Genomic DNA, 23,491 nt, shown 5'->3' with positions numbered 1-23,491 from the left:
CTGCGACATGCGAATAGGGTTGGGGGTGCATCAGGTTGGTAGATTTGGGTAGACCTGTCGAGCGCTGACATTCCTGATCGCCCTTCGGTCGATTTCCGCCGCGCAAGCGCGATTCGCCATGCAAGCATAGCTCCTACAAGCAGCTTCGTAGATATCCCAGAGCTTGAGGGAACTTTTGGCCTTGCCTTATCCCACAAGCGTCGCTCGTAGCATTCCCTTTCAGACATGAATCCGGTTCCGGTTTGCGGCTATACTGCACGCACATTCTCAGCCCGATAGACAGCCATGAAGTACGCCATCCTGCCGGTGACTCCGTTCCAGCAAAACTGCTCCTTCCTCAAGTGCGAAACCACCGACAAGGTGGCCATCGTCGATCCCGGTGGGGATCTGGACAAGATTCTGGAAGCGCTGCAACAGGTGGGCGGCACGCCGGAAAAAATCCTTGTCACCCATGCGCATCTGGATCACATCGGTGCCGTGGCCGAGCTGGCAGGCAAACTGGATCTGCCCATCGAAGGGCCGCACCGGGACGACCAGTTCTGGATCGACATGCTGCCCCAGCAGGCGCAGATGATGGGCTTTCAGCCCTCACGGCCGTTCACCCCCAATCGCTGGCTGGAAGACGGTGACACGGTCACCGTGGGCGAGACGATATTCCAGGTACGCCACTGCCCCGGCCACACCCCCGGCCATGTGGTGTTCTACCAGCCGGACAGCAAACTGGTGGTGGTGGGCGATGTGCTGTTCAACGGCTCCATCGGCCGTACGGATTTCCCCAAGGGCGATTTCGACACTCTGATCCAGGCCATCAAGGACAAGCTGCTCACCCTGGATGATGATGTGTCCTTCATCCCCGGCCACGGCCCCATGTCCACCATCGGCCATGAGCGCGCCAACAATCCTTTCGTTTCCGGCAAGCACGGTTGAGGCAGTCATGGAATCCAGCGCAATGAAATGGGGTTTGACGGTTGCCGTCATTCTGTTGGCCTGGCTACTGTCCGTGTTGCTGCGCAGCGCCACCCGACGCCTGGGCCGCCGCCGTGATTTCAGTCGGGCCCGCATCTTCCAGACCGCCGTGGTCATCAACAGTGCCTGCGTGGTGCTGTCACTGCTTACCATCGGGATTCTCTGGGGGCTTAACGGCAGCGGCCTGATGGTGTTCGCCACCTCGCTGATGGCCCTGCTCGGCGTGGCCCTGTTTGCCAGCTGGTCCATGCTCAGCAACACCACCGCCGCCATCATCCTGTTCTTCAGTGCTCCCTACCGGGTGGGGGATCGCATCCGCCTGCTGGATGGCGACAACACAGTCACCGGCCAGATCCGTTACATGGGGCTCATCTTCATCACCGTGCAGGATGAGCTGGGCCACCGTTACACCCTGCCCAACAACCTGCTGCTGCAGAAAACCGTGATTCGTCTGCGCGGCGACACCCTACCCCGGGATCACAAACACTGCCGGGCTGACTAGGACACCCCTACAGAGTAAAGTGACGGTCTGGAACGCCTTGCCGGATTGGCAAGGCCGTGTGTAGATCAACGACAAGGACGACACCATGCGACTGCTCTTTCCCCTGATCGTCACCGCCCTGCTGGCCGGATGCCAGAGCGGTACCGAGGCCGACAATACGCTGCCGGATGCCTGTTACCAGCCGCCGGAAACCGGCATGTGCAGGGCGGCTTTCCAGCGCTACTACTACGATCAGGAAAGCGACAGCTGCAAGAGCTTTACCTGGGGTGGCTGCAAGGGCAGCGTCCCCTTCGAAACCCAGGATGCCTGCGTGCAGACCTGTAATGCCGGCAACAGCGAACCTGCCAGCCCGGCGAGAACCTATCGCAGCAAGGGAGACCCGCAATGAGTCAGACATCGTCTCTGGGCATGGCCCGGGCGGTTTATGTATTGCATCTGGTAGGCCTGATCACCGGCGGCCTGACCGCCATTGCCGGGGTCATCATCGCCCACCTCCACGCCGGGGATGCGCCGCCGCCCCTGCGTGAGCACTTCCGCTTCCAGTACCGCACCTTCTGGATCGGTCTGCTCTACAGCATCATTGCCGGCATCACCACACTGGCCTTTATCGGTTGGCTGTTGATGGTGATCATCACCATCTGGTGGATCGTGCGCTGTGCCCGCGGCCTGAGCACCCTGAATCGCAATGTGGCACCCGCCCGGGTGGATACCTGGGGCTTCTGATTTTGCCACTGTCACAAAGCTGTCATTATGGCCGGCCAGACTGGCTGGCCCGCGCCTACCTAGGAGAGATCATGCTGTCCCTGCGCCTTATCCCCCTCATTCTCTGCACCCTGATTCTGTCCGCCTGCGCCCGCAGCCCCGTGGTCCAGCTCTACGACGGTGCTGCCAAACCTGACAGCCAGGTACTGACCGTGCGCGTGCCCAGCGAAATCGAAGTGTTCACCATCAACGGCAAGGAAGTGGATGGCGCCAACACCTTTTTCGCCACCGACTTCAAGGAACTGAAGTTCGCCCCCGGCCGCTACGAGATCCTCGCCTACTACAAGGAACTGTGGCAACTGGACGCGGACAACCATGAGATCGTGAAAACCAACCCGGCCAACTTTATCGTCGACGGCAAGGCCGGCGAGAAATGGCAGCTGGATTACGACAAACCCGCCAACGTTGAGGAAGCCCGCGCCCTGGAAGACACCTTTACCGGCTGGGCCCTGAACACCGCCACCGGGGAAAAAGTGGCCGCCCAGGAATCCAACCTGATCCTCAAGCGCGGTTTCCTGGCACCCATCACCGGCGAAGAGGTGAGCACTGCGGCCTCCGCAAGCGTGGCACCCCAACAAGCGATCGCCCCGGCACCTGCCACCAGCGCTCCGGCTCCAGCTCCGGCCACTCAGGCAGCCCCTGCCCCGGCCCCCGCCGCCAGCTACCTGGATACCCTGAAAGCCCAGTGGAAGCAGGCCACCCCGGAAGAGCGCCGGGAATTTTTGCAGTGGATTTCGCAGTAACCCCACCGATTACTCGACGCTGCCTACTACCGTAGGAGCGTCGCTCGCGACGCGATAACCCAACGTCTGAAAAATCGATTTACCACAGAGAGCAAAGACCGAGGACAAGAAAAGGGTTTCTCTGTGCCCTCTGTGGTGAACATGCTTTCAATCCTGGTTAGGATCGCGCCGCCAGCGACGCTCCTACGGCGAGGTGTAGAAATTCACTCCCCCTGAATCGTCGCTACCAGCCGTCTCGCCCCGCCATGGTCCCGGTGCTCGCACAGATAAATTCCCTGCCAGGTGCCCAGCGCCAATCGGCCATTACTGATTGGCAGGCTCAATGACGGGCCGATCAGTACGCTCTTGATATGGGCGGGCATATCGTCCGGCCCTTCCAGGGTATGTTCATAATAAGGCGCGTTTTCCGGCACCATCACATTCAGATGCCGCTCCAGATCGCCGCGCACATCCGGGTCGGCATTTTCGTTGATGGTCAGCGAGGCAGAGGTGTGCTGGATAAAAAGATGCAGCAAGCCCACCTTCACCTCTGCCAGCTCCGGCAAGCCTTGCAGCACCTCACGGGTCACCAGGTGACAACCACGGCGTTGTGCCGCCAGCGTCAACGTTTTCTGAAACCACATCTTCGTCCCCTTTGGACCTTGGCCCCGGCTGCGGGAAGCGGCAGACTCGAAGGTCTGCGTTTTCATCGCACAGCATTCAAGGGGCATGCATGAAACTGAATGGCCAGACCATTGTACTCACCGGCGCTTCCAGTGGCATCGGCGCCGAGGCGGCAAAAATCATGGCGCGCCGGGGCGCCACCCTGTGCCTGGTGGCACGCCGGGAAGAACAGCTGCGTGAGGTTCAGGAAGTCATCGAAACAGAGGGTGGCTGCGCCTTTATCTACCCCTGCGACTTGAGCGACAACACGGCCATCGAGGCCTGCGCCGCACGGATTCTCGCCGAGCAGCCGCGTATCGATGCGCTGGTGAACAATGCGGCCCATTCCATCCGCCGCCCCATCGAGCAGTCCCTGGATCGCCTGCACGATTACCAGCGCACCGTGCAGCTCAACTACATCGGCGCCGTGGCCATGACCCTGAAGCTGCTGCCGCGGTTTCTCGACCAGGGCCATGGTCATGTGGTGAATATTTCCAGCCTCTCCACCCAGGTGCCCATCCCTCTGTTTTCTGCCTACCTGGCCAGCAAGAGCGCCCTGGAATCCTTCACCCGCTCTCTGCAGGCGGAGATGGGCCATCAGGGCATCAGCACCACGGTGGTGTACTTCCCCATGGTGCGCACGCCCATGTCATCGCGTACCGCCATCTACAAGTACATGCCGATGATGCACGTGAAAAAGGCCGCCGGCTGGATCGTGGAAGCCTGCGAAAAGCGCCCGGCGCGAATCGCCCGCCCCATGGGGAAACTGGGCAGCGTACTGCTCGCCGCCCTCCCCGGCCCGGCCACCAAACTGCCGCAACCGTTGTTCCGGGGCATGGACAAACTGCTGGCCAGCCAGCTGAAGAAGAAGGGGTGACGCAACCCCGGCCGTAGGAGCGTCGCTCGCGGCGCGATTCCAAGCCAGGACAAAAACACGCTCATCACAGAGCCCCTTCTTGCCCTCTGTAGCCTTGTGGAAAATCGATTTTTCTGGGGTTGGGTTATCGCGCCGCGAGCGACGCTCCTACGGAGAGGCGTTAACCACATTGATCGCACTGCCCGCCTGCCACTGACGAATATTTTCCACCACACCATCCAGCAAGCGTTGTCGACACTCTCTCGTACCCCATGCGTTGTGCGGGGTGATAATCAGATTGGGAATATCCGCCGCCAGCAACGGATGATCCGCCGGCGGTGGTTCGCTGCTGAGTACGTCCAGGCCGGCGCCGCCCAGGTGGCCAGAGCGCAGGGCATCGGCCAGCGCCGGTTCATCAATCAGGCCACCCCGGGCGGTGTTGATCAGAAAGGCGCCGGGCTTCATTTGCGCGATAAAGGACGCATTCACCAGCTTGTCGGTCTGCGCCGTCAGCGGGCAATGCAGGCTGAGCACATCCGCCTGCGGCAGCAACTCCGCCAACGCCACCCGCCCGGACTGGCCGCCATGACGCTGGAAGGATTCCGCCACCAATACCTGCATGCCCAGCGCCTCGGCCAGCCGAGCCACTTCCCGGCCCAGATCCCCGTGGCCGATCAGCCCCAGGGTCTTGCCGGCCAGCTCCATGATCGGGTGATTCAGCAGACAGAACTGCGCCGCCCGGCTCCAGGCACCGGCTTTCACATCCCGGTCGTACTGATGCCAGCGGGTGGCCAGTGACAACATCAACGTCAGGGTGTGCTGGGCCACCGAGGCCCGTGCATAACCGCTCACATTGCACACGGTAATGCCCCGCTCCCGGGCAGCCTCCAGGTCCACATTATTGGTACCAGTGGCACAAATGCAGATAAGCTTGAGGGACGGGCAGGCTTTCAGGATCGCCGCATCCAGCACCACCTTGTTGGTGATGACCACCTGGGCATCCTGCAACCGCGCCACCCGCTCCTCCGGACGGGTCAGCGGATGGAAGGTCCAGGGCATCAACGCCTCCAGGGCGGCGAAGTCCATCTCGTCGGGGTTGAGGGTATCGGTGTCGAGAAAAACGCCCTGCATGTTCGGTCACCTTTATCGGGGAAGAAGGGAGGTGTTCAATGCTAACGGATTTGCTGGAAAAGATGGGCTTCACCCTGCCACAGCATGACTGGCAGAAACCGGTGGTGGGCGTCAGTGCCTGCCTGCTCGGCCAGAAGGTTCGCTACGACGGCGACCACAAGCACAACGCCATCCTGGTGCACCAGCTGGGCCCGCTTCTGCGCTTTCGCGATACCTGCCCGGAAGTGGCCATCGGCCTGCCGGTCCCGCGCCCACCCATTCAGGTGGTGCAGGAGGATGACACCCTGCGCGTGAAAGGCGTGGACAATCCGCAGCAGGATGTCACCGACGCCCTGGAAGACGTGGCCTCCCGGCTCGGGGAACCGCTCAGCGGATTTGTCCTGAAAGCCCGCTCCCCCAGTTGCGGCCACCTAAGCACCCCGGTGCACAACACCACGGGCCATCAGATCGGCATGGCTTCCGGCGCCTTCGCCCGCAAGCTCCACGAATTATTTCCGCGCATTCCCCTGGCCAACGACAGCGACCTGGAAAAGCCCGCGTTTCTGCAGAGTTTTCTGCTACAGGTATATTGCTACCACCAGTGGCACCACAACGATCACCAGGGCCAGTGGCTCAATGCCATGCAGGCGCAAAGCGAACAACTGGACGAACCCCTGCACAGTGGGCTGCGCCACTATCTCGATAAACTCGGGCAGGCGATGCATTGAGCGCTCTTCTCCCCTCCCCGCCACAACCGTTGGAGCCTTGCTCGCAAGGCGAAGGCCCGGTAACACCGACAACCTTTCGCCTTACGAGCAAGGCTCCAACAACAAGAGGGAGCTCACGCTTCAGAAAATCAGCGTCAGCCCACCGGTGACAACGGCAAACAGGATCGACAACCCGATCAGGGTCTTCCAGGGGAATGGTGGCGGGGGCGGCTCCACTTCGAGCTGCTTTTCCAGGTAATTCTTCAGCAGCTTGGTGTTGCGGGTATTGGCCTTGTAGATGGCATCGAAGGCATCGCCCACCACCGGCAACAGCCCGCCAAGAAAGTCGATGCCGATATTGCGCAGCATACGCAACTTCACACTCTTGCTGGCCCCGGCCCGCTGCGCTTCGATCAGCACATAGCTGGATAACACCAAGCCGGCCGCATCACCCACCAGCGGCACCAGGCCGATAATGGCCTCGGCACCGATCTGAAATTTGGTAAAGGGAATGCCGATGCTGCTGTCGGTAAAACGGCTGAACTTTTCCAGCCGCTCCAGGGTTGCCCGTTGCTGGGCTTCTGTCCTTGCTGCCATTACATCTCCACAAACAGGTGGCCGTCTTCTTCCGTGACCGGCCAGGTCTCCAGGGCTTTCTCGCCCCGCACCACATTCAACAACTGCACACCGGGGGGAAAGTTGGCCCACTCGGTGACTTCGCCGGTACGGATATCAAACCGCGCCCGGTGCAGCGGACACTGAACACACTTGTCCTCGACGATCTTGCCCTTGCCCAGGGACGCAAACATATGGGTACAACGGGCCTGGGTGGCATAAAAACCATCACTCAGGTGATACACCACCAGTTTTTTACCACCGGCTTCCATCGGACGGCTTTTCCCTTGCGGGAGGTCCTGGCTGGCACAGAGTTCATAACGCATATTGCTCTCCTTGCTGGCTTGGAAAAATCAGTTGTGAGCGACGAGCCCCTAGCTACGAAGCCGCTGTAGGAGCCCATGCTCGCATGGCGAACCGAGCGCAGCGAGGCGACAGAGACTCAAGGGCCTGACAATGCCATGAATAAAATCTGTCGAGGTCTGAAATATCTGATCGCCCTGCGGACGATTCCGCGTAAACGCGGTTCGCCATGCAAGCATAGCTCCTACAGCTCGGAGCCATCACTCCAGATAGGTATACCCGGCCAGGCCTTCGCGTACCAGCCCGATGAAGGTTTCCTGCTCGCCGTCGCTCAAATGCGCCTGGCGACAATGTTGCTCCAGGGCTCCCAGCAACTTGTCGGTATCGTAGTTCACGTAGCGGAGCACGGAGCTCACCGTGTCGCCCTGAATGGCGTGGCTCAGGGTGATGGCGCCATCGGCCTCCACGTCCACATCCACGGAATCCGTGTCGCCGAACAGGTTGTGCATGTCGCCGAGGATTTCCTGGTAGGCACCCACCATGAAAATCCCCAGGTGGCCATTGAGCTGCTCCGGCAGTGGCAAGGTGGCTTCCACGCCTTCGCCATCCACGAACTGGTCGATGCGGCCATCGGAATCGCAGGTAATATCCTGGATCACCGCCCGACGGGTGGCCGGCTTGTCCAGGCCGGACAAGGGCAGCACCGGGAACACCTGGTTGATCCCCCACACATCCGGCACCGACTGGAACACGGAAAAATTCACGAACAACTTGTCCGCCAGGGTTTCGTTGAGGCTGTCGAGCAACTCTCGCTGCTGCTTGCGCAGCGGGTTCAACCGACCGCGCAGGGCCAGCAGGCAGTTGATATACAGCTGCTCGCCGCGGGCGCGGGTGCCCAGGCCCAGGTCACCGGCGATATAACGCTGGTGAATGTCCTGCCAGGCGCCGGTCACTTCCGAGAAACGCTCGATCAGATTGCCCGGTTCGCCGGCCAGCAACCCTTGCAGCTCCCATAACTGGTGCAGCTCGGCCACGTCGTCGTCCGCCGGCGCCTCCACCGTCACCGGGGCCATCTGCTCCTGGTCGGTGATATTCACCAGCAGCACCGCGTGGTGAGCAGTCAGCGCCCGGCCGGATTCGGAGATGATGTTGGGCTCCGGCAGGCCATGCTGGGCGCACTGCTGCTGCAGGGTCTGCACGATATGGCGGGCATAGTCACCCACGCCGTAGTTCATGGAGCAATAGGAACGGGAGTGAGTGCCTTCATAATCCACCCCCAGGCCGCCGCCCACATCCACGGTTTCCACCGCCGCGCCCAGGGCGCGCATCTCGGTGTAGTAACGGGCCGCTTCGCGCATGCCCGCCTTGATGTCCTGAATATTCGCCACCTGGGAGCCCAGGTGGAAATGCAGCAGCTTCACGCAATCCAGCCGCCCGGCGGCACGGCAGTGCTCGATGGCCGCCATCAGCTGCGGCGCACTCAGGCCGAACTTGGACTTCTCGCCCCCGGTGTTCTGCCAGTTGCCCTTGCTGATGCTCATCAGCCGCACTCGCAGCCCGATACGCGGCGACACCCCCAGCTCATCCGCCAGCGACAGCAGCGCCGGCAGCTCGGACATCTTCTCCACCACGATATGCACGTGAAAGCCCAGCTTCTCGCCCATCAGCGCCAGACGCAGGTATTCCGCGTCCTTGTAGCCGTTACAGACGATGGTATCGCCCGGGTTGGACAGGGCCAGCACGGCCAGCAGCTCCGGCTTGGAACCTGCCTCCAGGCCGATGCGCTCGCCGTCTTCACGGGCGCGCAGAATCTCGTGCACCACCCGGCGCTGCTGGTTCACCTTGATCGGATACACCGGCGTATAGCCGCCCTGATAGTCGTTGCCCTCGATGGCCTCCCGGAAGGCCCCGGCCAGCAGCTTGACCCGCTGGCGAAGAATCCCGGAAAAACGCGCCAGCACCGGCGCCCGCAGCCCGGCCGCCCGGCAACTTTCCAGCACCGCTTCCAGCGTGGCCTGGCCGCCCTGCTCGCCATTGGGCCGCACACACAGCTGGCCCTGGTCGTCGATTCGGAAGTAGCTGTCGCCCCAGCGATCCACGTTGTAGATGTCGCTGGCGGGCAAGGAAGATCTGTCGGTCATTACCTGTCCTGAAATAAGGGGGTTGTCTGGGGGCATTATGCCTGCCGGGGCGCCGCACTCGCACCCCTTTTTCCTGCTTTACATGAGGGGCGCAGGCCTTACAATCGCGAGTATTGTCCACCCCGGGGAGCCACCTTGCTCCCACCCACTGGAAAGGCCCATGAGCAGCACCAAAGACAACTGGTTTTACGAGCACTTCGACACCGCCGGCACCGCTTTCGGCCTGCGCCTGAAACAAAAGCTGGAAGAAGTGCAGACCGAGTATCAGCACATCGAGATGTGGGAAACCGACACCTTCGGTTACCTGATGACCATCGATGGCGCCACCATGCTCACCACCCGCGACAACTTCCTCTACCACGAGATGATGTCGCACCCGGTGCTGTTCAGCCACGCCAACCCCAAGCGCGTCATCATCATCGGTGGCGGCGACTGCGGCACCCTGCGTGAAGTGCTGCGTCACTCCAGCGTGGAAAAAGCCACCCAGATCGACATCGACGAAATGGTCACCCGCTATTCCGAGAAATACTTCCCGGAACTGTGCGAGTCCAACGGCGACAGCCGCGCCGAACTGCTGTTCGAAGACGGCGTGCAATACATGCGCAACTGTGAAGACGGCAGCGTGGACGTGATCATCGTGGATTCCACCGACCCGGTGGGCCCGGCGGAAGGCCTTTTCAAGGCCGACTTCTTCCGCGATTGCCACCGCGTCCTGGCCGATGGCGGCATCATCGTGCAGCAATCCGAATCCCCGCTGCTGCACAGCGATACCATCATCAAGGACCTGCACGCCAACATGCGTGAAGCGGGCTTCACCACCACCCAGACCCTGCCCTTCCCGCAGCCGGTATACCCCAGCGGCTGGTGGAGCTGCACCATGGCCGGCAAGAACACCGACGTGAGCCAGTTCCGTGAAGCGGATGCGACCGGTAAAGGGTTTGAGACGAAGTACTACACTGCCGCCCAGCATAAAGGTGCGCTGGTGTTGCCGCCGTTTATGGAGAAGGCGATTAAGGGCTAGTTAATAGTTAATAGTTAATAGTTAATAGTTAATAGTTAATAAAGAATGCCCTTGTCTTCGTTGAAAGCAAGGGCATTTTCGTTTAGATATACCTACCAATAGGCATCAGAAGCGCGCACGGCAATACCTGAGAGCAGCGACATCTGATCCGCCTCCCACCGATTTTCAAATACCAAGCGACCTGGTTACATCGCTTGAGTTTTCGACAATAAATGCTGGGCTCAACGACTTATTTAGTTTGGCCATATACCCGGAAGAATAATAGATCCACCGCCCAGAAAACCTTTCTTTCTCAGCAACGATATCGATTCTGTAAAAACCCTTCTCCGAAGCAATGTTATCCGGCAACTTTTTTATACCCTTAAAGTTATACCAGTACGCCTCAAACTCTTCGATCTCAGATCGGGTCAGCACTTTTATTTCATTGAATTCAGAGTCCAACACAGTGACGCTTGAGAATTTTGCAGGCACAACACAGCCCTGCAATAGGGCAAGCATAAAAAAAAGCAGAACTCCCTTCTTCATAACGTATAAACCCTGATATCAGAAGCGGTTAAGGCAACATTTTTGCGCTATATATTTTGATCGACAGGGCATTCCACTGACCAAAATGGTCTACCGGATAGGATCTTCCGATTCTCACAACTCTATCTCACGAGATAGAAAATGGGAGATCTAACCCTCACGTTTCACGAGGTGATAATTTTCACACTGCCATCGACACCGGAAAGCAGGTGCTGATACAGAGCATTCATATCGTTGTACCAGTTCACCCCGATACGCTGCCCATTCTTCAATATAAGTGTCAGACCGGAAATTTCGCCATTCTTTGAATCGACCTTTACCTTTGACAGGTCAGAAAACAGCACATTGCTTCCCGTATGCTTGTAATGGAAGCGCAACCCTTCAGCAGTTCTCTCTATTTCCCAGTCGCGCCACTCATCCATATCATCAAGATAGGCGGTCAATGCTTCCCAGAATATTTTGGCCGCCAGGGGATAGAGGGGAATGACAGAGACCGCCCAGAAACTGCCTGTTATCAGGTAGAGAAGGACGGCGGCGGCAAAGAAAATGCAGGCCGAAGTGATTTCGACTCGCTTTTGGTATTTTTCCAGCACCACCTCGTCGATCTGATGCTTCATCAATTCCTCACAACAGTTCTCATTAATGAAACATCATCGTTTTCTGGAGCGACCGGTGCTAGACCTGATCCTCTCGACCCTAGCACTTAGACATGGCTTTATAGTGGTCTAGGTAGCCCGTTTTATCAAAAACCAACTTCAAACCCTCCTTGAAGACATCATAGTTAAATTCCTTCATATCTATGATGTTCTGACCAAGCGAATGCGACTCCCGATTGATGTACCGGCAAAAGGCTTGATACTTCGCATCCTGGAGTTCCGGCATCTGAAAAACCTTATTCAGGTCTTTCTTTCGAACAAAATTGAAAAAGTACTCAACTATATTACGCATACAGTTTGCGATAAGTGCTGGCGGTTGAGACTGGTCGTTAACAACGGACCAGTACGCTTGATAGTCATTCTGAATTTCCTCGTACTTCATCTCCTGGATGACACTTCCAGAAGAAGGCTTTGAAAGCCTAAACAATTTCTGTGTTTCTTTACGGCGCTCGTGATTCGGGTCTGTCATCTCGTAGAAGAAGTAGAGACTATGAGTCAGGACAATAACCTGACTGAACTGCTCCCCCTTGAAGAATATCGAACGAATGAGCTGCCCTACGTTGAAGATAAACACATGAGAAAGGCTCGAAATTGGATCATCTATCACCGCGATGCGCTGACCATGTGTGTCCTCCGCACTAGCCTTACCCTTACACAGCTCGCAGAAGTACAAGAAGCTGATCATCATCTTCTCTCCCTCGCTTAGAGAGTGAAATGCGTCTTTGGAATCACCAGCGCGGACCACGCGATACAGGTTGTCAGAGTGCTTCTGTACGCTGAAGTCATCTATGCCGAGGTCATTCAAGCCTGCATTGATAGCAGTAATCGCTTGGTCAATATTCACAGTCTCCTTTTGTGCTTCCGCAATTTCTCCTTTGAACTTAGCCAGCTCATTATGAATATTTCCGATCTCAACATCTAAGTCTTTCGATTTCTGATTAGCGGCCCGTCGGTCGGCATCAAACCTCGCTATTGTTTGGTCATACTGCCACCGCATCAATTGCCAAAATTCGTTGCGTAAGTTGTCGAGAGCAGATTCACGGTTCTTGAGCTTATCGTTGTACTCGTCGACTTCAGAGTTAATCTGACCGACTGCTGAGTTGAAATCAGCGACCAAGCCAGTCGTGTCGGACAACGCAACCGGAACCTTTGGGCTCTTTAACTTTACTTCAATCTTGCGGGCATTATCCTGCAACGCGTCTACAAGCAACTGATATTTGTTGGTTATGGAGTCCTTGCGCTCTTTTGCAAATGGATGGTCGGTAAAAGAACTCAGCCCTGGAAATGAGTCAAAAGCGGCTCGGTACGCCTTTAGAAGTTGTGCAAGCTCGTCTAACTGCCGGTCGTAGGTCACATCAAAGTACGACCTTATACTGTGGATAAATTTCTCCGAAATCGTTGCTTCTTGGCAAAAGGGGCATTGTGCATTTGAATCACCTGCGCTCTCTGGCAAGTATGAAAGGCCTTGATTTACCCAGTCCGAATTCCCCAATTTATCAATTAGAGCCGCAACCTCACTATCAGTATTCCCCAGTATGGATTTTCCGAAAACTGGGTCAGACTCAACACTGTGAGCAGCAAAAGAGAGAGTTGCGAGGCGCGGTTGAAGCTGAGCATCATCACCTTTGAGTGCTTCTACTTCCTGCCGGATCTTTTGAACGTCTTTTTTGGGTTCACTGGCTGGTTTCGGAATACCCTGGAGATAGGAAAAAAGCTTGTCTTTTTGTCCCTTTAGACCTTCGAGACAGTATTCAAGGACACGATCACCGCCAGCATAATTTTTCTTGATTCCCCAAACCTTTTCTATGGCTTGATTTTTTTGTTGCGAAAATGCCTGTGTTGCCAATTCCTTTTCATTTCTCTTCCCTTGTAAATCTTGCTCAAGCCTCTCATGCTTCTTTGTCGCTTCGGCTATTTTTTGCTCAGCTTCTTTGTTCTCTTTTGAAAGGCTGAATATGCCTTGCAAACTATCCGCAACATAGAAGTTATCTCGAATGAAATTTTGATTGTAAACGAGAACTGGAACCGATTCTGCGGGCACCTTTTTGCACAAGGTAAACGCAGGATTATTGGGATCATAAAGGAAATTGGAGATTGTTGATTTTCCAGTGCCGTTTAGGCCGTAGATAAGATTTATTTTCTTATCCGTAAGGAGCGACGTAGCTTGCTTAAAGCTCGCCACTGCATCCATGCGAATTTCGGTAATCACCTGTCCGCTACCTCCTGCTCCAAAACACATAACATTTCATTGAACTTCGAGGGGGGGGGCTGGGGTCTTGCCTCGTGCCTCGAGGCAGAGAAGGGAAACATTGCAGAAACCTGATCCAGGCCAGCAACAAGATAAACAGACAGGCATCCCTTCCCCCGATTCGCTTTCGCAGGCCATGCCACCCTGGCTGGCCGATTTTTATTTGTGATCCAGTTCCGAATCTACACAATCCTGGCGGACATGGAAATGCAGAGGGAAAGGCAATTGATAATTGATAGTTGAGAATTGATAACGGAAAGGCAGAAGCCCGCAGCCCCTGTTATTCCCCCTTTCGCTATGCCCCCGGTTAATTCTGATAAGCGTCGTCCCCCTTCGCTTTGCGAGCAAAGCTCCAACGGATGGTTGGGATTGGCGATGGGCGGGGCGACTAGGCTTCAGGGATCACCGCCGGCTTATCCAGAAACAGCGCAGTGCGGATCAGGTCCACGTAGATCTGTTCCTTGCCGCCGTGGCTGAGCAGGGACAGGGGTTCGCCGTTGCGCAGGTTTAGCTGGATCTGGCTGTTGACGAAGCTGCGTTCGCCGGTGGTGAGCACCTGGTTGAGTTGGACGGATTCCACTTCATTGAACGCCAGGGTGCGGTTGTCGCCGGGCAGGGTGATGGTTTGCTGGCGTCGGTCCAGGCGGGCTTTGCTGGTGGTGGAGAACAGCACGAACAGGCCGGCAAGGGTGAAGGAGATGGAGAGCATCAGCGCCTGCATGGTGCCGCCCCATGTCATTTGCGAGAAGGGAATATGGGACACGAACAGGGCGTCGGCAATGCAGTAGAGCTCCACCGCCAGGCCGCCCTGGGGGGCAATGAGAAATGCCAGCCCCATGCCGGTGAGCGCCCGGCTGCGGGTGATGCGTAACAGGTCGGCCTTGACCGGTTTGATGCGGGCGGTGACGAAGTTGCTGCCACCGCGGGCGGGCGCTGCTGTGTTGCGGTAGGCGCCGGGGTCGAGCAGCAGGCCGGGGATGTCGCGGGGGTTGCTTGCCAGCCACTGCTTCTCTTCGCGGGTAAGCGCCTTGCTGGGGCGCACCAGCAGGCAGAACGCCAGCACCACCATGGCGATACCCAGAAAGGCATACCCCACCCAGGTGCGCAGCAAGCCGCGATAGAGCTGGGTGGAGTGGGTTTGCTGACCGGCCACCACCTTGTCCAGGCCGGCGAGGGTTTTCTGCAGGTGGGCAATCAGCCAGCGGTCGTGGTCGCTAAGAGTGGGTTGGGCCTGGGTGCGAGCAATGCGGTCGCGGATTTCGTCGACCTTCTGCCGTTGTTGCTGCTGGATTTCCTGCATCATGGTGATGGCACGCTGCTGGGCCTGCCAGGCATCTTTGGCCTTGCTGACCGCGCCACCCACCACCATCGCGACAAAGGTGGCAATCAATACACCGTAAACCCATTTCAGCATCAGCCCGCATCCGGCAGCGACAAAAGATCGGCGACGATAGCAAATAGTTGCGCATCTTGCAGGCACGGCATCGCAATGGGTGCGCGCGACGTTGGCCGGGACTGGTGGAAGGTTAAGGGTCGGCCACAAACGGCGATGGAGGCATTGCTGTTTGCGGCCTTCTCAATCGGGTCGCCGGTTCTCCATGCAAGCATAGCTCCTACAGAGGCAAGCTACGTCCGCTCCGGACATTCGACTGCTGTTTTTTGATTTTCGCTATTAACTATTAACTGTCTTTCAATTCTTCTTCCACAAAATCCAGCCGATCCTGGCCGAAGAACATTTCATTACCCACGAACAGGGTCGGCGCACCAAAGACGCCCCGTTTTACCGCTGCTTCGGTGTTGGCCTTGAGCTGTTCTTTCACTTCGTCGCTGGCAGCTTTTTCCAGCCAGGCCTGCGCATCCAGGCCGGCGTCGGTGAGCACGCGGGTGATTTCTTCCGGCTCGGAGAGTTTGCAGGGCTCGCGCCACATGGCGTTGTAGAGGGCGGTGATCACGGCATCCTGTTCCGGTGTGCCGATGGCGGCGGTGATGATGCGCATGGGGGTGATGGTGTTCACCGGGAAGTGCGGGTTCATGGTGAGCGGCACCTGGTAGCGCTTCGAGTAGCGGGCCAGGTCGCGCATCATGTACATGCCCTTGGCGGGCACGGCGCCGGGCGGGTTGTTGCCGGTGGCCTTGAAGATGCCGCCCAGCAGGACGGGCACATACACGAGCTCGGCGCCGGTGCGTTCGCACAGGGCGGGCAGTTGGCTCCAGGCCAGGTAGGCAGTGGGGCTGCCCACGTCGAAGAGGAATTCGATTTTTTGGGTCATGGGTTTGGTCCTTTCAATGGGTTTTGTAGGAGCGGCACTCTCTGTGCCCTGCGGGTAGGCGGGGCGATGATTCAGTTGCGAGGTACGAGTTTCGAGTCGCGAAAACCTGAAAATACCGCTCTTTGAGGTTTTGCCTTTCGAAACTCGCTTCTCGCAACTCGCGACTGCTGTTATCGCGCCGCAAGCAACGTTGTTCGCTACGCTCCTACGGTGAAGGGTTGCCGGTTATCTAGAAGGTCTCCATCCACGGGCGCAGGTCGATTTCGTGGGTCCAGGCGTCGCGGGGTTGTTGGTGGAGCATCCAGTAGGTGTCGGCGATGTGTTCCGGGTTGAGGATGCCATCCTGATCTTTTTTGGCATACAGGGCCGGGAAGGTGTCGCGGATAAAGGCGGTGTCGATGGCGCCATCGATGATGGGGTGCACCACGTGGATACCTTCCGGTCCCAGTTCCCGGGCCATGCTTTGCGCCAACGCACGCAGGGCAAACTTGGCACCGGCGAAGGCAGAGAACCCCTTGCCGCCCCGCACGGAGGCGGTGGCGCCGGTGAAGATGATGGTGCCCTTGTGGCGCGGCACCATCACACGGGCAGCTTCGCGACCGGCCAGGAAGCCGGCGAAGGCCCCCATTTCCCAGACCTTGCGATAGACCCGGGCGGTGGTATCGCGGATGGGAAAGAACACGTTGGCGCCGATGTTGAACACCACCACTTCCACCGGCCCCACTTCATTTTCGATGGTGTCGAACAGCGCGATCATCTGGTCTTCATCGCGGGCGTCGCAGCCGAACGGACGGGCCTTGCCGCCGGCCTGTTCGATCTCCTGCACCAGGGGCGCCAGGGCTTCTTCAGTACGGCGGGTGACGCAGACGGTGTAGCCTTCGCGGGCAAAACGTTTGGCGATGGCACCGCCGGTGGCATCACCGGCACCGATCACGACCACGGCGGATTCAGGCATATTGCCTCCTGATATTGACAGGGCGCATAGTTAGTTCCTATTTGGAACTTATAGTCGGTTCTTTTTGGGAACGGGTCAAGCCGGTATGATCAAAGCACGTTCCCGGAGGTTCATCATGCGCTGGCAAGACATCGATCAACAGCCCTGTTCCCTGGCCCGCACCCTAGCCATTATCGGCGACAACTGGACGCTGCTGGTGCTGCGCGACTGCTTTATGGGCGTGCGCCGCTTCGATGATTTCCAGCAACGGCTAGGCGTCACCCGTCATGTGCTGAGCGACCGCCTGCGCAAGCTCACCGAGGGCGGCGTGCTGGACAAGGTGGCCTACCAGGAGCGTCCCCTGCGTCATGAATACCGGCTCACCGCCATGGGCAAAGAACTGTACCCGGTGATCGTGCACCTGGCCCAATGGGGCGACAAACACCTGGCCGGCGAGCACGGCGCCCCCCTCATTCGCTACCACCGCCAGTGCGGCGAACCCCTGGAAGCGCAACTGCAATGCAGCCACTGCGGCGACACGGTGAAGCCCAGTGATATTCGGGTGGAAGAAAACCCGTATTGGGCGGGGCAAATTTTAGTTAACAGTTAATAGTTAACAGTGAACAGCTCGCGGGGAAGGTTTTCTTTGCCTGCAACCATAGAGGCCGCGCCCATCGCTGGGACGCGGCCTCTATGCTTTGGGCAACACTGGCGCGATACCGCGCGCTGTTAACTATTCACTGTTAACTGTTAACTGCTCCTGCTGTTCTTTTAATAGCGACAACACCTTCTGCCGCAACCAGCTGTGGGCCGGGTCGGCGCTTTGGTCGCGGTGCCAGTAAAGGTGCATTTCCAGGCCGGGCAGGTCGGCGGGGAAGGCTTTGATCACCATGCCCTTGCGGGACAGGCGCCCGGCCAGGGTGGCCGGCAGGGTGAGCAGCAGGTCGGTGTTCTGCACGGTGCTGATGGCCGCCTGGTAGTGCTGGCAGCGCAGGCGGATATGGCGCCGGTAGCCCTGCCGGGCCAGGCCGAAATCTTCCAGCCCCGGGCCTTCGCGGCGGGACGACACCAGCACATGCTGGGCGGCCAGATAACCGGGCAGGTCCATGTCATCGGCCAGCTCATGACCCTCGCGCATCATCACCACCAGCGGGCCGCTGAGGACCGGCACATGCTCGATGGATTCCGGCAGGGCCAGCATCACGTCGCAGGCCAGATCCAGCCGGCCACTGGCCAGCTCAGTGGCCATCTGCTTTCGGCTGATAGTGAGTGATTGCAAACGCACCCCGGGGGCGTCTTCCATGAGCTGTGCCATCAGCGACGGCAGCAGGCAACCTTCCAGGCCATCGCGCAGGCCCAGCACGAAGGTACGCTCCGCCTCGCTGGCATCAAAGCCCCCCTCATCACTCAGGCAGCGCTGGAAGCCACCCAGGGCATGGCGCACCGGGCTGACCATGGCCCGGGCCCGGGCGGTGGGCACCATGCGGCTGCCCTGGCGCACGAACAGGGGGTCGTCCAGGCGGTCGCGCAGGCGCCCCAGGGCGTGGCTCACCGCCGGCTGGGTCAGGTTGAGCACCTTGGCGGCGCGGGTCAGGGAGCCCTCGGTGTAGATGGCATCGAAGACCACGAACAGATTGAGATCGAAGCGCGACACATGCATGGCGTTTATCTTTAATCATTGCGAGGATTCATTGGATTAATTGAAACGCCGTCACTAGCATCGGTCAATGGATAAGACCCCCGATGCCGACGGGTCGACGCCTGACGCACAATCCACGACCGAAACCACCATGACAACGGGACACACCATGAGCCAGACCCCACAACGCATCCTGATCACCGGCGGCGCCTCCGGACTCGGCCGCGCCATGGCCGAAGCCTGGCTGCGCGATGGCGCCCGGGTGCTGATCGGCGATGTGAACCAGGAGCGCGCTGCGGAAACCCTGGCGGCCCTGAAGGATCTGCCCGGCGAGCTGCAATTCCAGTATCTGGATGTGCGCGACGCGGCCAGTTTCAACAACGCCCGCGAGTGGCTGGAGCAGAACTGGGGCGGCCTGGATGTGCTGGTGAACAATGCCGGGGTGGCCGGTGCTGCCCGGATTGATCGCGGCGACATGGCCGACTGGGACTGGATTTTCGATATCAACGTGAAAGGCGTGGTGCGCGGCTGCAAGGTGTTCGTGCCGATGATGAAGCGCCAGGGCCATGGCCATATCGTCAATATCGCCTCCCTGGCCGGACTGCTGCACGCGCCGGTGATGGGCAGCTATAACGTGACCAAGGCCGGGGTGATTTCCCTGTCGGAAACCCTGCGCTTCGAGCTGGCGCCTTACGGCATTCATACCACGGTGGTGTGCCCGGGTTTCTTCCGCACCAATCTGCACGAGTCCATGCGTACCCCGGAACCGGGCATGATCGAAACCGTGGACAAGCTGCTTTCCAGTGACGAGCTCACCGCCGACCAGATCGCCGAGATGATCAAGAAAGCGGTGGCCAAACAGCAGTTCTTCCTGCTGCCCCACAAGAGCGGTCGTCGGGCTTACTGGATGAAGCGGTTCCTGCCGTTTGTGTTCAACCGGGTGATGCTCAAGGGCGCCGAACGACTGCAGGGCAAGCTGGAAAAAGCGGAGAAAGCCTGATGCCGGTGATCTACCTGATCCGCCACGGCCAGGCCAGTTTCGGCAAGGAAGATTACGATCAGTTGTCCGAGATGGGCTGGGAACAGAGCCGGATTCTTGGCCGCGCCCTGCAGAATCAGGATCTGGGGGTGCCCCGCTCGATCTGCGGCACCATGCGTCGCCATGTGGAAACCGCCGAAGCGACCCTGGGGGAACTGGGCCTGGCAAAGGAATGGCACACGGATACCGGCTTCAACGAATACAACCACAGCGAGCTGCTGGCCGTGGACTGGCCCCTGGCCTCTGATCGCGCGGCGCTGACCCAGTGGCTGGCGCAACAGGATCACCCGCGCAAGGTCTTCCAGGCCCGCTTCGAGCAGGCCCTGCGCCGCTGGCAGACCGGCGACGGCGATTACAGTGAAAGCTGGCCCGCCTTCCGCGAGCGGGTGCTGGCCAGCACCTACAGCCTGGGCAACAGCCTGAGCAGCGGCGACAGCGCCCTGGTGTTCACCTCCGGCGGCGCCATCAGCGTGATTATCCAACGATTGATGGGCCTCACTGACGAGGCCCTGATCACCTGGAACCGCACCCTGATCAACACCAGTGTGACCCGGGTGCTTGTGAATGCCGGCAAGCCAAGGCTAGTCTCGGTGAACGAACATCTGCATCTGCCGAGCGAGCAGGTGACGTATCGATAGGTGCGACCTGATAACCTCAACATTTCTACGAAGCTGCTGTAGGAGCGCCTCTCGAGGCGCGAACCGCGCGCCAGCGCGGAAATCGTCCGCAGGACGATCAGGAATTCCAGCGCTCGACAGGTTTCAGAAAGGATAGCCAGGCGACACAAACGTTGTCGTTCGCGCCTCGAGAGGCGCTCCTACAGCAGCCATTAGCAAGGGGATAACCATGCCAACACGCAAGAATATTCTAATCACCGGTGCCAGCTCCGGGCTGGGCGAAGGGATGGCGCGATTGTTTGCGGCCATGGGACGCAACCTGGCGTTGTGTGCCCGGCGCATGGACCGGCTGGAAACTCTGAAGGCCGAGCTGGAAGAAAAGCATCCGGGCATCACCGTGCTGATCAAACCGCTGGATGTGAACGATTACGATCAGGTGTTTGCGGTGTTCGATGCCTTCCGCACCGAACTGGCGGGCATTGATCGCATCATCATTAACGCGGGCATGGGCAAGGGCCAGCCCCTGGGCACCGGCTACTTCTATGCCAACCGGCAGACCGCAGAAACCAACTTCGTGGCGGCGCTGGCCCAGACCGAAGCGGCCATGGAAATTTTCCGCGCCCAGAACTGCGGCCATCTGGTGATGATTTCTTCCATCAGCGCCATGCGCGGCATGAAGAAAAACCTGACCACCTATGCAGCCACCAAGGCCGGCGTGGCCATGCTGGCCGAAGGCCTGCAGGTGGAATTGCAGAATTCCCCGATCAAGGTGACCACCATTTTCCCGGGCTTTATCCGTTCCGAAATCAACGAGAAGGTAAAGAACACACCCTTCCTGGTGGACACGGAAACCGGCTGCAAGGCTCTGGTAAAAGCCATCGAAAAAGAACCGAAGAACGCATCGGTACCAGGCTGGCCCTGGGGGCCGCTGGGGTTTGCTATGCGGAATTTGCCGTTAAAGATGGTTGGGAAAATGATGTAGGGCCGCAGCTCAAACCAGCGTCATCTATTAGGTCCCCTCTCCCTTGAGGGGAGAGGGGACTCTCCAGAGAGGTGGAGAAAAAGACGACTAGCCTTGCCGCATTTTCTGCCACCTCGACAAAGGGGTAGCGATAATTGCTAAAGGAGAGAATTCATAACTTAGCCTTCCTGCACCTCATACCTTCCCCTACTGCCACTTCATAATCGGCGCCCACTCCAGCCAATCTTCTTCCGGCTGTTTGTACAGATCGAATCGCTCCCCCGCTTGCGCCAGGGGGCCCGGTTCCGGTGGGGTGGCAAAGCTGATGCCGCCGCGCAGTAAATTTTCCAGGGAGCTGGCCTGCACTTCCGCCCCTTTGAACAGACCAATATCCACGGTAAGGCCGGAGCTGTTCCAGAAGCGGGTATTGCTGCGCACCAGTTTGGCGTATTTCGGTTCGATGATGACCTGGATTTCCACAAAGCGGCCGTCCTGGCTGAGTTCGCTGTCGCCGATGGTGCCCACCTGCAGGTCACGGTAGTAAATGTGGCGGCCCTTTTTCAGGGACCCCAGATGATCGGCCACCAGGGTCACTTTCAGGCCCAGGTTGGGCTGCTGTTCCGGCGGCGTTTCCAGTCCTTCGAAGGTTTTTTCCGGTTCCCCGTCGCCGGGCTCCACCGCGATGTATTTGCCCGACACCAGGGTATCCAGGTTACGGGCACCGGCGATGCCCAGCTCCGGTTCCACAATCCAGAAACGGCTTTTTTCGCGGGCCAGTTTTTCCGCATCCCGGTTCAGGTTGGCGTGAACAGTCACGTGTTTCAGATCATCGCTGAGCACGATTTCATCCACGCTTCCCACCGGCACACCCCGGTAACGCAGGTCCACCCCGGGCTTGATGCCAGAACCATTCTCAAAGGTGATTTCGATTTGCACGTCACGCTGCAACAGCTGGTCGTACAGCAGCCAGCCGGCCACCAGCAGGCTAACCAGGGGCACCAGCCAGATGGGCGAAGGCCAGCGGGAATGTTTCACTTCAGGTGTATCCATGATCCGCTCCGTCAGTGTCTTGCAACCAGAGTTGTTGGGGAGAAAAGGCATGGGCGGACAGCATGGTCAGTACCACCGCCAGGGCGAAGGCAAGCACACCGGGCCCCGGCTCCACCCGGGCCAGGCTTCCGAATTCCACCACCGCCGCCAGTAGCGCCACCACAAAGACATCCAGCATGGACCAGCGCCCAATCCAGTACACCAGTCGGTACGCCCGGGTGCTGAGCAAGGGATTGTTCTCGCGAGCCGCACGCCAGTAGATCACCGCCAGCACCAACACCTTGAACAACGGCACCAGCAAGCTGGCCACAAGCACGATGATGGCAATGCCCGGCATGCCCGCTTCAAACAGCTGCCAGATGCCGTCGGCAATGGTAGTGGGCTTGCCGCGACCGGCTTCCGTGACCGCCATGATCGGCAGCAGATTGGCGGGCACCAGCCACACGGTGGCGGCCACCAGTAGTGACCAGGCCAGGGTTCGCTGCTGAGCCGCAGGGGCGTTAGGTTTCATGGCGAGCCTCCAGCAACCGTTGCAGCTGATCCGGCTGCGCCAGGGTTTCCACGATCAGGCGTAACAGCACCGCCACCACCAGACAAAACAGGCCGGGGCCGGGGGTGACACTGGCCATGTCGCCGAGCTTGGTCATGGCGATGAGAATGCCGAGCAGGAAAATATCCGTCATCGCCCACTCGCGACTGTGCCGGTACATTCTCATCCACAAGGGATCCGGCATTCCTCCCGGGCTCCAGGCTCGGGCCGCCCAAAGCAGCCGCCCTGCCGATAACAAATTCACCGCCGGCATGATCACCAGGGTCAGCAGAAGCAGAAGACCGACGGGCAGGTAGACGCCCTCCATAAGCCGCACCACACAGTCGAGCAGGCTCGCTTCACGATCCAGGCCAAGGTTTTCCAGACGCATCAGTGGCAGGATCAATGCTGGCAGCCACAGCACCGCCGTGGACACAGTCAAAGCCAGCAGGGAATCGGGACGCAACGACCAGGCCCCGCTTAACTGGCAGTCGCAGCGGGGGCAACGCCAGGCTCCACGCGCCTGCCGGGAGGGCTCGGCAAGGTGAGTGCCGCAATCCGGACACTGCAGCGCAGGTGCTGTCATGGTCTCCACGGCTTGGTTGTTCGGCACGGCCACCTCCTTGCGATTACCGTAACAGCATGACGACACGGG

General features: G+C 58.9%; 27 protein-coding genes. 12 read left to right on the top strand and 15 right to left on the bottom strand.

Features of this window, described 5'->3' with window-relative positions; all coding sequences use genetic code 11:
* Positions 1–285: 285 nt before the first annotated feature.
* The 5 genes from A3714_RS00440 (at position 286) to A3714_RS00420 (ending at position 2,973) form a co-directional block, all read left to right on the top strand.
* Entirely contained in the window at positions 286–927 is a 642-nt protein-coding gene (locus A3714_RS00440) for an MBL fold metallo-hydrolase (RefSeq protein WP_063509784.1), read from the top strand.
* A 22-nt stretch (positions 928–949) separates the two neighbouring features.
* The gene (locus tag A3714_RS00435; protein WP_231866152.1) at positions 950–1,468 is read left to right on the top strand and encodes a mechanosensitive ion channel domain-containing protein; all 519 of its coding nucleotides are present in this window, start codon (positions 950–952) and stop codon (positions 1,466–1,468) included.
* A gap of 85 nt (positions 1,469–1,553) precedes the next feature.
* Positions 1,554–1,856: a BPTI/Kunitz domain-containing protein gene (locus tag A3714_RS00430; protein WP_063509786.1), complete on the top strand. Its 303-nt coding sequence runs from the start codon at positions 1,554–1,556 to the stop codon at positions 1,854–1,856.
* Positions 1,853–2,191 (top strand): hypothetical protein, encoded by a 339-nt coding sequence (locus tag A3714_RS00425; RefSeq protein ID WP_063509787.1) that lies wholly within the window; start codon positions 1,853–1,855, stop codon positions 2,189–2,191. The genes A3714_RS00430 and A3714_RS00425 overlap by 4 nt, the downstream gene beginning before the upstream one ends.
* Positions 2,192–2,262: 71 nt before the next feature.
* Positions 2,263–2,973: a DUF2057 domain-containing protein gene (locus A3714_RS00420; protein ID WP_063509788.1), complete on the top strand. Its 711-nt coding sequence runs from the start codon at positions 2,263–2,265 to the stop codon at positions 2,971–2,973.
* Between the two features lie 203 nt (positions 2,974–3,176).
* Here the strand turns inward: A3714_RS00420 and A3714_RS00415 are convergent, their stop codons facing one another.
* Positions 3,177–3,596: a secondary thiamine-phosphate synthase enzyme YjbQ gene (locus A3714_RS00415; protein ID WP_062815574.1), complete on the bottom strand. Its 420-nt coding sequence runs from the start codon at positions 3,594–3,596 to the stop codon at positions 3,177–3,179.
* A gap of 89 nt (positions 3,597–3,685) precedes the next feature.
* Here A3714_RS00415 and A3714_RS00410 point away from each other — a divergent pair, with 89 nt between their 5' ends.
* The gene (locus tag A3714_RS00410; protein ID WP_063509789.1) at positions 3,686–4,492 is read left to right on the top strand and encodes an SDR family NAD(P)-dependent oxidoreductase; all 807 of its coding nucleotides are present in this window, start codon (positions 3,686–3,688) and stop codon (positions 4,490–4,492) included.
* Positions 4,493–4,639: 147 nt separating this feature from the next.
* Here A3714_RS00410 and A3714_RS00405 read toward each other — a convergent pair whose 3' ends face one another.
* Positions 4,640–5,602, bottom strand: coding sequence for a 2-hydroxyacid dehydrogenase (locus A3714_RS00405; RefSeq protein WP_063509790.1), 963 nt, complete (start codon positions 5,600–5,602; stop codon positions 4,640–4,642).
* Positions 5,603–5,640: 38 nt separating this feature from the next.
* On the opposite strand from A3714_RS00405, the gene A3714_RS00400 reads away from it, so the two are divergent.
* Entirely contained in the window at positions 5,641–6,309 is a 669-nt protein-coding gene (locus A3714_RS00400; RefSeq protein WP_063509791.1) for a DUF523 domain-containing protein, read from the top strand.
* Between the two features lie 120 nt (positions 6,310–6,429).
* Here A3714_RS00400 and A3714_RS00395 read toward each other — a convergent pair whose 3' ends face one another.
* The 3 genes from A3714_RS00395 to speA form a co-directional block, all read right to left on the bottom strand.
* Positions 6,430–6,885 (bottom strand): DUF4112 domain-containing protein, encoded by a 456-nt coding sequence (locus tag A3714_RS00395; protein ID WP_062815567.1) that lies wholly within the window; start codon positions 6,883–6,885, stop codon positions 6,430–6,432.
* Positions 6,885–7,229 (bottom strand): Rieske 2Fe-2S domain-containing protein, encoded by a 345-nt coding sequence (locus tag A3714_RS00390; protein ID WP_063509792.1) that lies wholly within the window; start codon positions 7,227–7,229, stop codon positions 6,885–6,887. The genes A3714_RS00395 and A3714_RS00390 overlap by 1 nt, the downstream gene beginning before the upstream one ends.
* 237 nt (positions 7,230–7,466) lie before the next feature.
* A complete protein-coding gene (gene speA, locus A3714_RS00385) occupies positions 7,467–9,347 on the bottom strand; it encodes a biosynthetic arginine decarboxylase (RefSeq protein WP_062815565.1) in 1,881 nt (626 codons plus the stop codon).
* A 160-nt stretch (positions 9,348–9,507) separates the two neighbouring features.
* On the opposite strand from speA, the gene speE reads away from it, so the two are divergent.
* A complete protein-coding gene (speE, locus tag A3714_RS00380; protein ID WP_062815564.1) occupies positions 9,508–10,368 on the top strand; it encodes a polyamine aminopropyltransferase in 861 nt (286 codons plus the stop codon).
* A gap of 165 nt (positions 10,369–10,533) precedes the next feature.
* Here speE and A3714_RS00375 read toward each other — a convergent pair whose 3' ends face one another.
* The 6 genes from A3714_RS00375 to A3714_RS00345 all read right to left on the bottom strand — a co-directional run bounded on the left by A3714_RS00375 (position 10,534) and on the right by A3714_RS00345 (position 17,022).
* Positions 10,534–10,893, bottom strand: coding sequence for a hypothetical protein (locus A3714_RS00375; protein WP_063509793.1), 360 nt, complete (start codon positions 10,891–10,893; stop codon positions 10,534–10,536).
* Between the two features lie 164 nt (positions 10,894–11,057).
* Positions 11,058–11,510 (bottom strand): hypothetical protein, encoded by a 453-nt coding sequence (locus tag A3714_RS00370; RefSeq protein WP_063509794.1) that lies wholly within the window; start codon positions 11,508–11,510, stop codon positions 11,058–11,060.
* 79 nt (positions 11,511–11,589) lie between these two features.
* Positions 11,590–13,758, bottom strand: coding sequence for an AAA family ATPase (locus A3714_RS00365; protein WP_063509821.1), 2,169 nt, complete (start codon positions 13,756–13,758; stop codon positions 11,590–11,592).
* 427 nt (positions 13,759–14,185) lie between these two features.
* Positions 14,186–15,211 carry a hypothetical protein gene (locus tag A3714_RS00360; protein ID WP_063509795.1) on the bottom strand — a complete coding sequence of 342 codons (1,026 nt, stop codon included), beginning with the start codon at positions 15,209–15,211 and terminating at the stop codon, positions 14,186–14,188.
* Positions 15,212–15,476: 265 nt separating this feature from the next.
* The gene (locus tag A3714_RS00350) at positions 15,477–16,067 is read right to left on the bottom strand and encodes a 2-hydroxychromene-2-carboxylate isomerase (protein WP_063509797.1); all 591 of its coding nucleotides are present in this window, start codon (positions 16,065–16,067) and stop codon (positions 15,477–15,479) included.
* A 229-nt stretch (positions 16,068–16,296) separates the two neighbouring features.
* Entirely contained in the window at positions 16,297–17,022 is a 726-nt protein-coding gene (locus A3714_RS00345; protein WP_063509798.1) for an SDR family oxidoreductase, read from the bottom strand.
* A gap of 115 nt (positions 17,023–17,137) precedes the next feature.
* Here A3714_RS00345 and A3714_RS00340 point away from each other — a divergent pair, with 115 nt between their 5' ends.
* Positions 17,138–17,611 (top strand): helix-turn-helix domain-containing protein, encoded by a 474-nt coding sequence (locus A3714_RS00340; RefSeq protein WP_063509799.1) that lies wholly within the window; start codon positions 17,138–17,140, stop codon positions 17,609–17,611.
* A 123-nt stretch (positions 17,612–17,734) separates the two neighbouring features.
* Here the strand turns inward: A3714_RS00340 and A3714_RS00335 are convergent, their stop codons facing one another.
* Positions 17,735–18,661 (bottom strand): LysR family transcriptional regulator, encoded by a 927-nt coding sequence (locus A3714_RS00335; protein WP_063509800.1) that lies wholly within the window; start codon positions 18,659–18,661, stop codon positions 17,735–17,737.
* 67 nt (positions 18,662–18,728) lie between these two features.
* On the opposite strand from A3714_RS00335, the gene A3714_RS00330 reads away from it, so the two are divergent.
* The 3 genes from A3714_RS00330 (at position 18,729) to A3714_RS00320 (ending at position 21,278) form a co-directional block, all read left to right on the top strand.
* Complete coding sequence (locus tag A3714_RS00330; protein ID WP_231866151.1) at positions 18,729–19,640, top strand: SDR family oxidoreductase; 912 nt, start codon at positions 18,729–18,731, stop codon at positions 19,638–19,640.
* The gene (locus A3714_RS00325) at positions 19,640–20,317 is read left to right on the top strand and encodes a histidine phosphatase family protein (RefSeq protein ID WP_063509801.1); all 678 of its coding nucleotides are present in this window, start codon (positions 19,640–19,642) and stop codon (positions 20,315–20,317) included. Before A3714_RS00330 ends, A3714_RS00325 begins: the two co-directional genes overlap by 1 nt.
* A gap of 208 nt (positions 20,318–20,525) precedes the next feature.
* Entirely contained in the window at positions 20,526–21,278 is a 753-nt protein-coding gene (locus A3714_RS00320; protein ID WP_063509802.1) for an SDR family oxidoreductase, read from the top strand.
* 186 nt (positions 21,279–21,464) lie between these two features.
* Here A3714_RS00320 and A3714_RS00315 read toward each other — a convergent pair whose 3' ends face one another.
* From A3714_RS00315 to A3714_RS00305, 3 genes are read right to left on the bottom strand one after another with little or no spacing between them, the layout of a single operon-like run.
* Complete coding sequence (locus tag A3714_RS00315; protein ID WP_063509803.1) at positions 21,465–22,307, bottom strand: intermembrane transport protein PqiB; 843 nt, start codon at positions 22,305–22,307, stop codon at positions 21,465–21,467.
* Positions 22,294–22,818 carry a paraquat-inducible protein A gene (locus tag A3714_RS00310; RefSeq protein WP_063509804.1) on the bottom strand — a complete coding sequence of 175 codons (525 nt, stop codon included), beginning with the start codon at positions 22,816–22,818 and terminating at the stop codon, positions 22,294–22,296. The genes A3714_RS00315 and A3714_RS00310 overlap by 14 nt, the downstream gene beginning before the upstream one ends.
* Positions 22,808–23,449, bottom strand: a complete 642-nt coding sequence (locus A3714_RS00305) for a paraquat-inducible protein A (protein ID WP_231866150.1) — start codon at positions 23,447–23,449, stop codon at positions 22,808–22,810. Before A3714_RS00305 ends, A3714_RS00310 begins: the two co-directional genes overlap by 11 nt.
* Positions 23,450–23,491 lie beyond the last annotated feature (42 nt).

Origin of the sequence: Alcanivorax sp. HI0007 (assembly GCF_001635525.1) — a bacterium.
Classification (GTDB): Bacteria; Pseudomonadota; Gammaproteobacteria; order Pseudomonadales; family Alcanivoracaceae; genus Alcanivorax.
This window is presented reverse-complemented; position numbering and strand designations above follow the sequence as displayed.

Coding starts and splice junctions, on each gene's coding strand:
- A3714_RS00435 (WP_231866152.1), top strand. CDS start 950: ATGAAATGGGGTTTGACGGTTGCCGTCATTCTGTTGGCCTGGCTACTG.
- A3714_RS00330 (WP_231866151.1), top strand. CDS start 18,729: ATGGATAAGACCCCCGATGCCGACGGGTCGACGCCTGACGCACAATCC.
- A3714_RS00395 (WP_062815567.1), bottom strand. CDS start 6,885: ATGGCAGCAAGGACAGAAGCCCAGCAACGGGCAACCCTGGAGCGGCTG.
- A3714_RS00325 (WP_063509801.1), top strand. CDS start 19,640: ATGCCGGTGATCTACCTGATCCGCCACGGCCAGGCCAGTTTCGGCAAG.
- A3714_RS00335 (WP_063509800.1), bottom strand. CDS start 18,661: ATGCATGTGTCGCGCTTCGATCTCAATCTGTTCGTGGTCTTCGATGCC.
- A3714_RS00390 (WP_063509792.1), bottom strand. CDS start 7,229: ATGCGTTATGAACTCTGTGCCAGCCAGGACCTCCCGCAAGGGAAAAGC.
- A3714_RS00310 (WP_063509804.1), bottom strand. CDS start 22,818: ATGAAACCTAACGCCCCTGCGGCTCAGCAGCGAACCCTGGCCTGGTCA.
- A3714_RS00420 (WP_063509788.1), top strand. CDS start 2,263: ATGCTGTCCCTGCGCCTTATCCCCCTCATTCTCTGCACCCTGATTCTG.
- A3714_RS00425 (WP_063509787.1), top strand. CDS start 1,853: ATGAGTCAGACATCGTCTCTGGGCATGGCCCGGGCGGTTTATGTATTG.
- A3714_RS00375 (WP_063509793.1), bottom strand. CDS start 10,893: ATGAAGAAGGGAGTTCTGCTTTTTTTTATGCTTGCCCTATTGCAGGGC.
- A3714_RS00340 (WP_063509799.1), top strand. CDS start 17,138: ATGCGCTGGCAAGACATCGATCAACAGCCCTGTTCCCTGGCCCGCACC.
- A3714_RS00440 (WP_063509784.1), top strand. CDS start 286: ATGAAGTACGCCATCCTGCCGGTGACTCCGTTCCAGCAAAACTGCTCC.
- A3714_RS00405 (WP_063509790.1), bottom strand. CDS start 5,602: ATGCAGGGCGTTTTTCTCGACACCGATACCCTCAACCCCGACGAGATG.
- speE (WP_062815564.1), top strand. CDS start 9,508: ATGAGCAGCACCAAAGACAACTGGTTTTACGAGCACTTCGACACCGCC.
- A3714_RS00430 (WP_063509786.1), top strand. CDS start 1,554: ATGCGACTGCTCTTTCCCCTGATCGTCACCGCCCTGCTGGCCGGATGC.
- A3714_RS00410 (WP_063509789.1), top strand. CDS start 3,686: ATGAAACTGAATGGCCAGACCATTGTACTCACCGGCGCTTCCAGTGGC.
- A3714_RS00320 (WP_063509802.1), top strand. CDS start 20,526: ATGCCAACACGCAAGAATATTCTAATCACCGGTGCCAGCTCCGGGCTG.
- speA (WP_062815565.1), bottom strand. CDS start 9,347: ATGACCGACAGATCTTCCTTGCCCGCCAGCGACATCTACAACGTGGAT.
- A3714_RS00350 (WP_063509797.1), bottom strand. CDS start 16,067: ATGACCCAAAAAATCGAATTCCTCTTCGACGTGGGCAGCCCCACTGCC.
- A3714_RS00370 (WP_063509794.1), bottom strand. CDS start 11,510: ATGAAGCATCAGATCGACGAGGTGGTGCTGGAAAAATACCAAAAGCGA.
- A3714_RS00345 (WP_063509798.1), bottom strand. CDS start 17,022: ATGCCTGAATCCGCCGTGGTCGTGATCGGTGCCGGTGATGCCACCGGC.
- A3714_RS00315 (WP_063509803.1), bottom strand. CDS start 22,307: ATGGATACACCTGAAGTGAAACATTCCCGCTGGCCTTCGCCCATCTGG.
- A3714_RS00400 (WP_063509791.1), top strand. CDS start 5,641: ATGCTAACGGATTTGCTGGAAAAGATGGGCTTCACCCTGCCACAGCAT.
- A3714_RS00415 (WP_062815574.1), bottom strand. CDS start 3,596: ATGTGGTTTCAGAAAACGTTGACGCTGGCGGCACAACGCCGTGGTTGT.
- A3714_RS00360 (WP_063509795.1), bottom strand. CDS start 15,211: ATGCTGAAATGGGTTTACGGTGTATTGATTGCCACCTTTGTCGCGATG.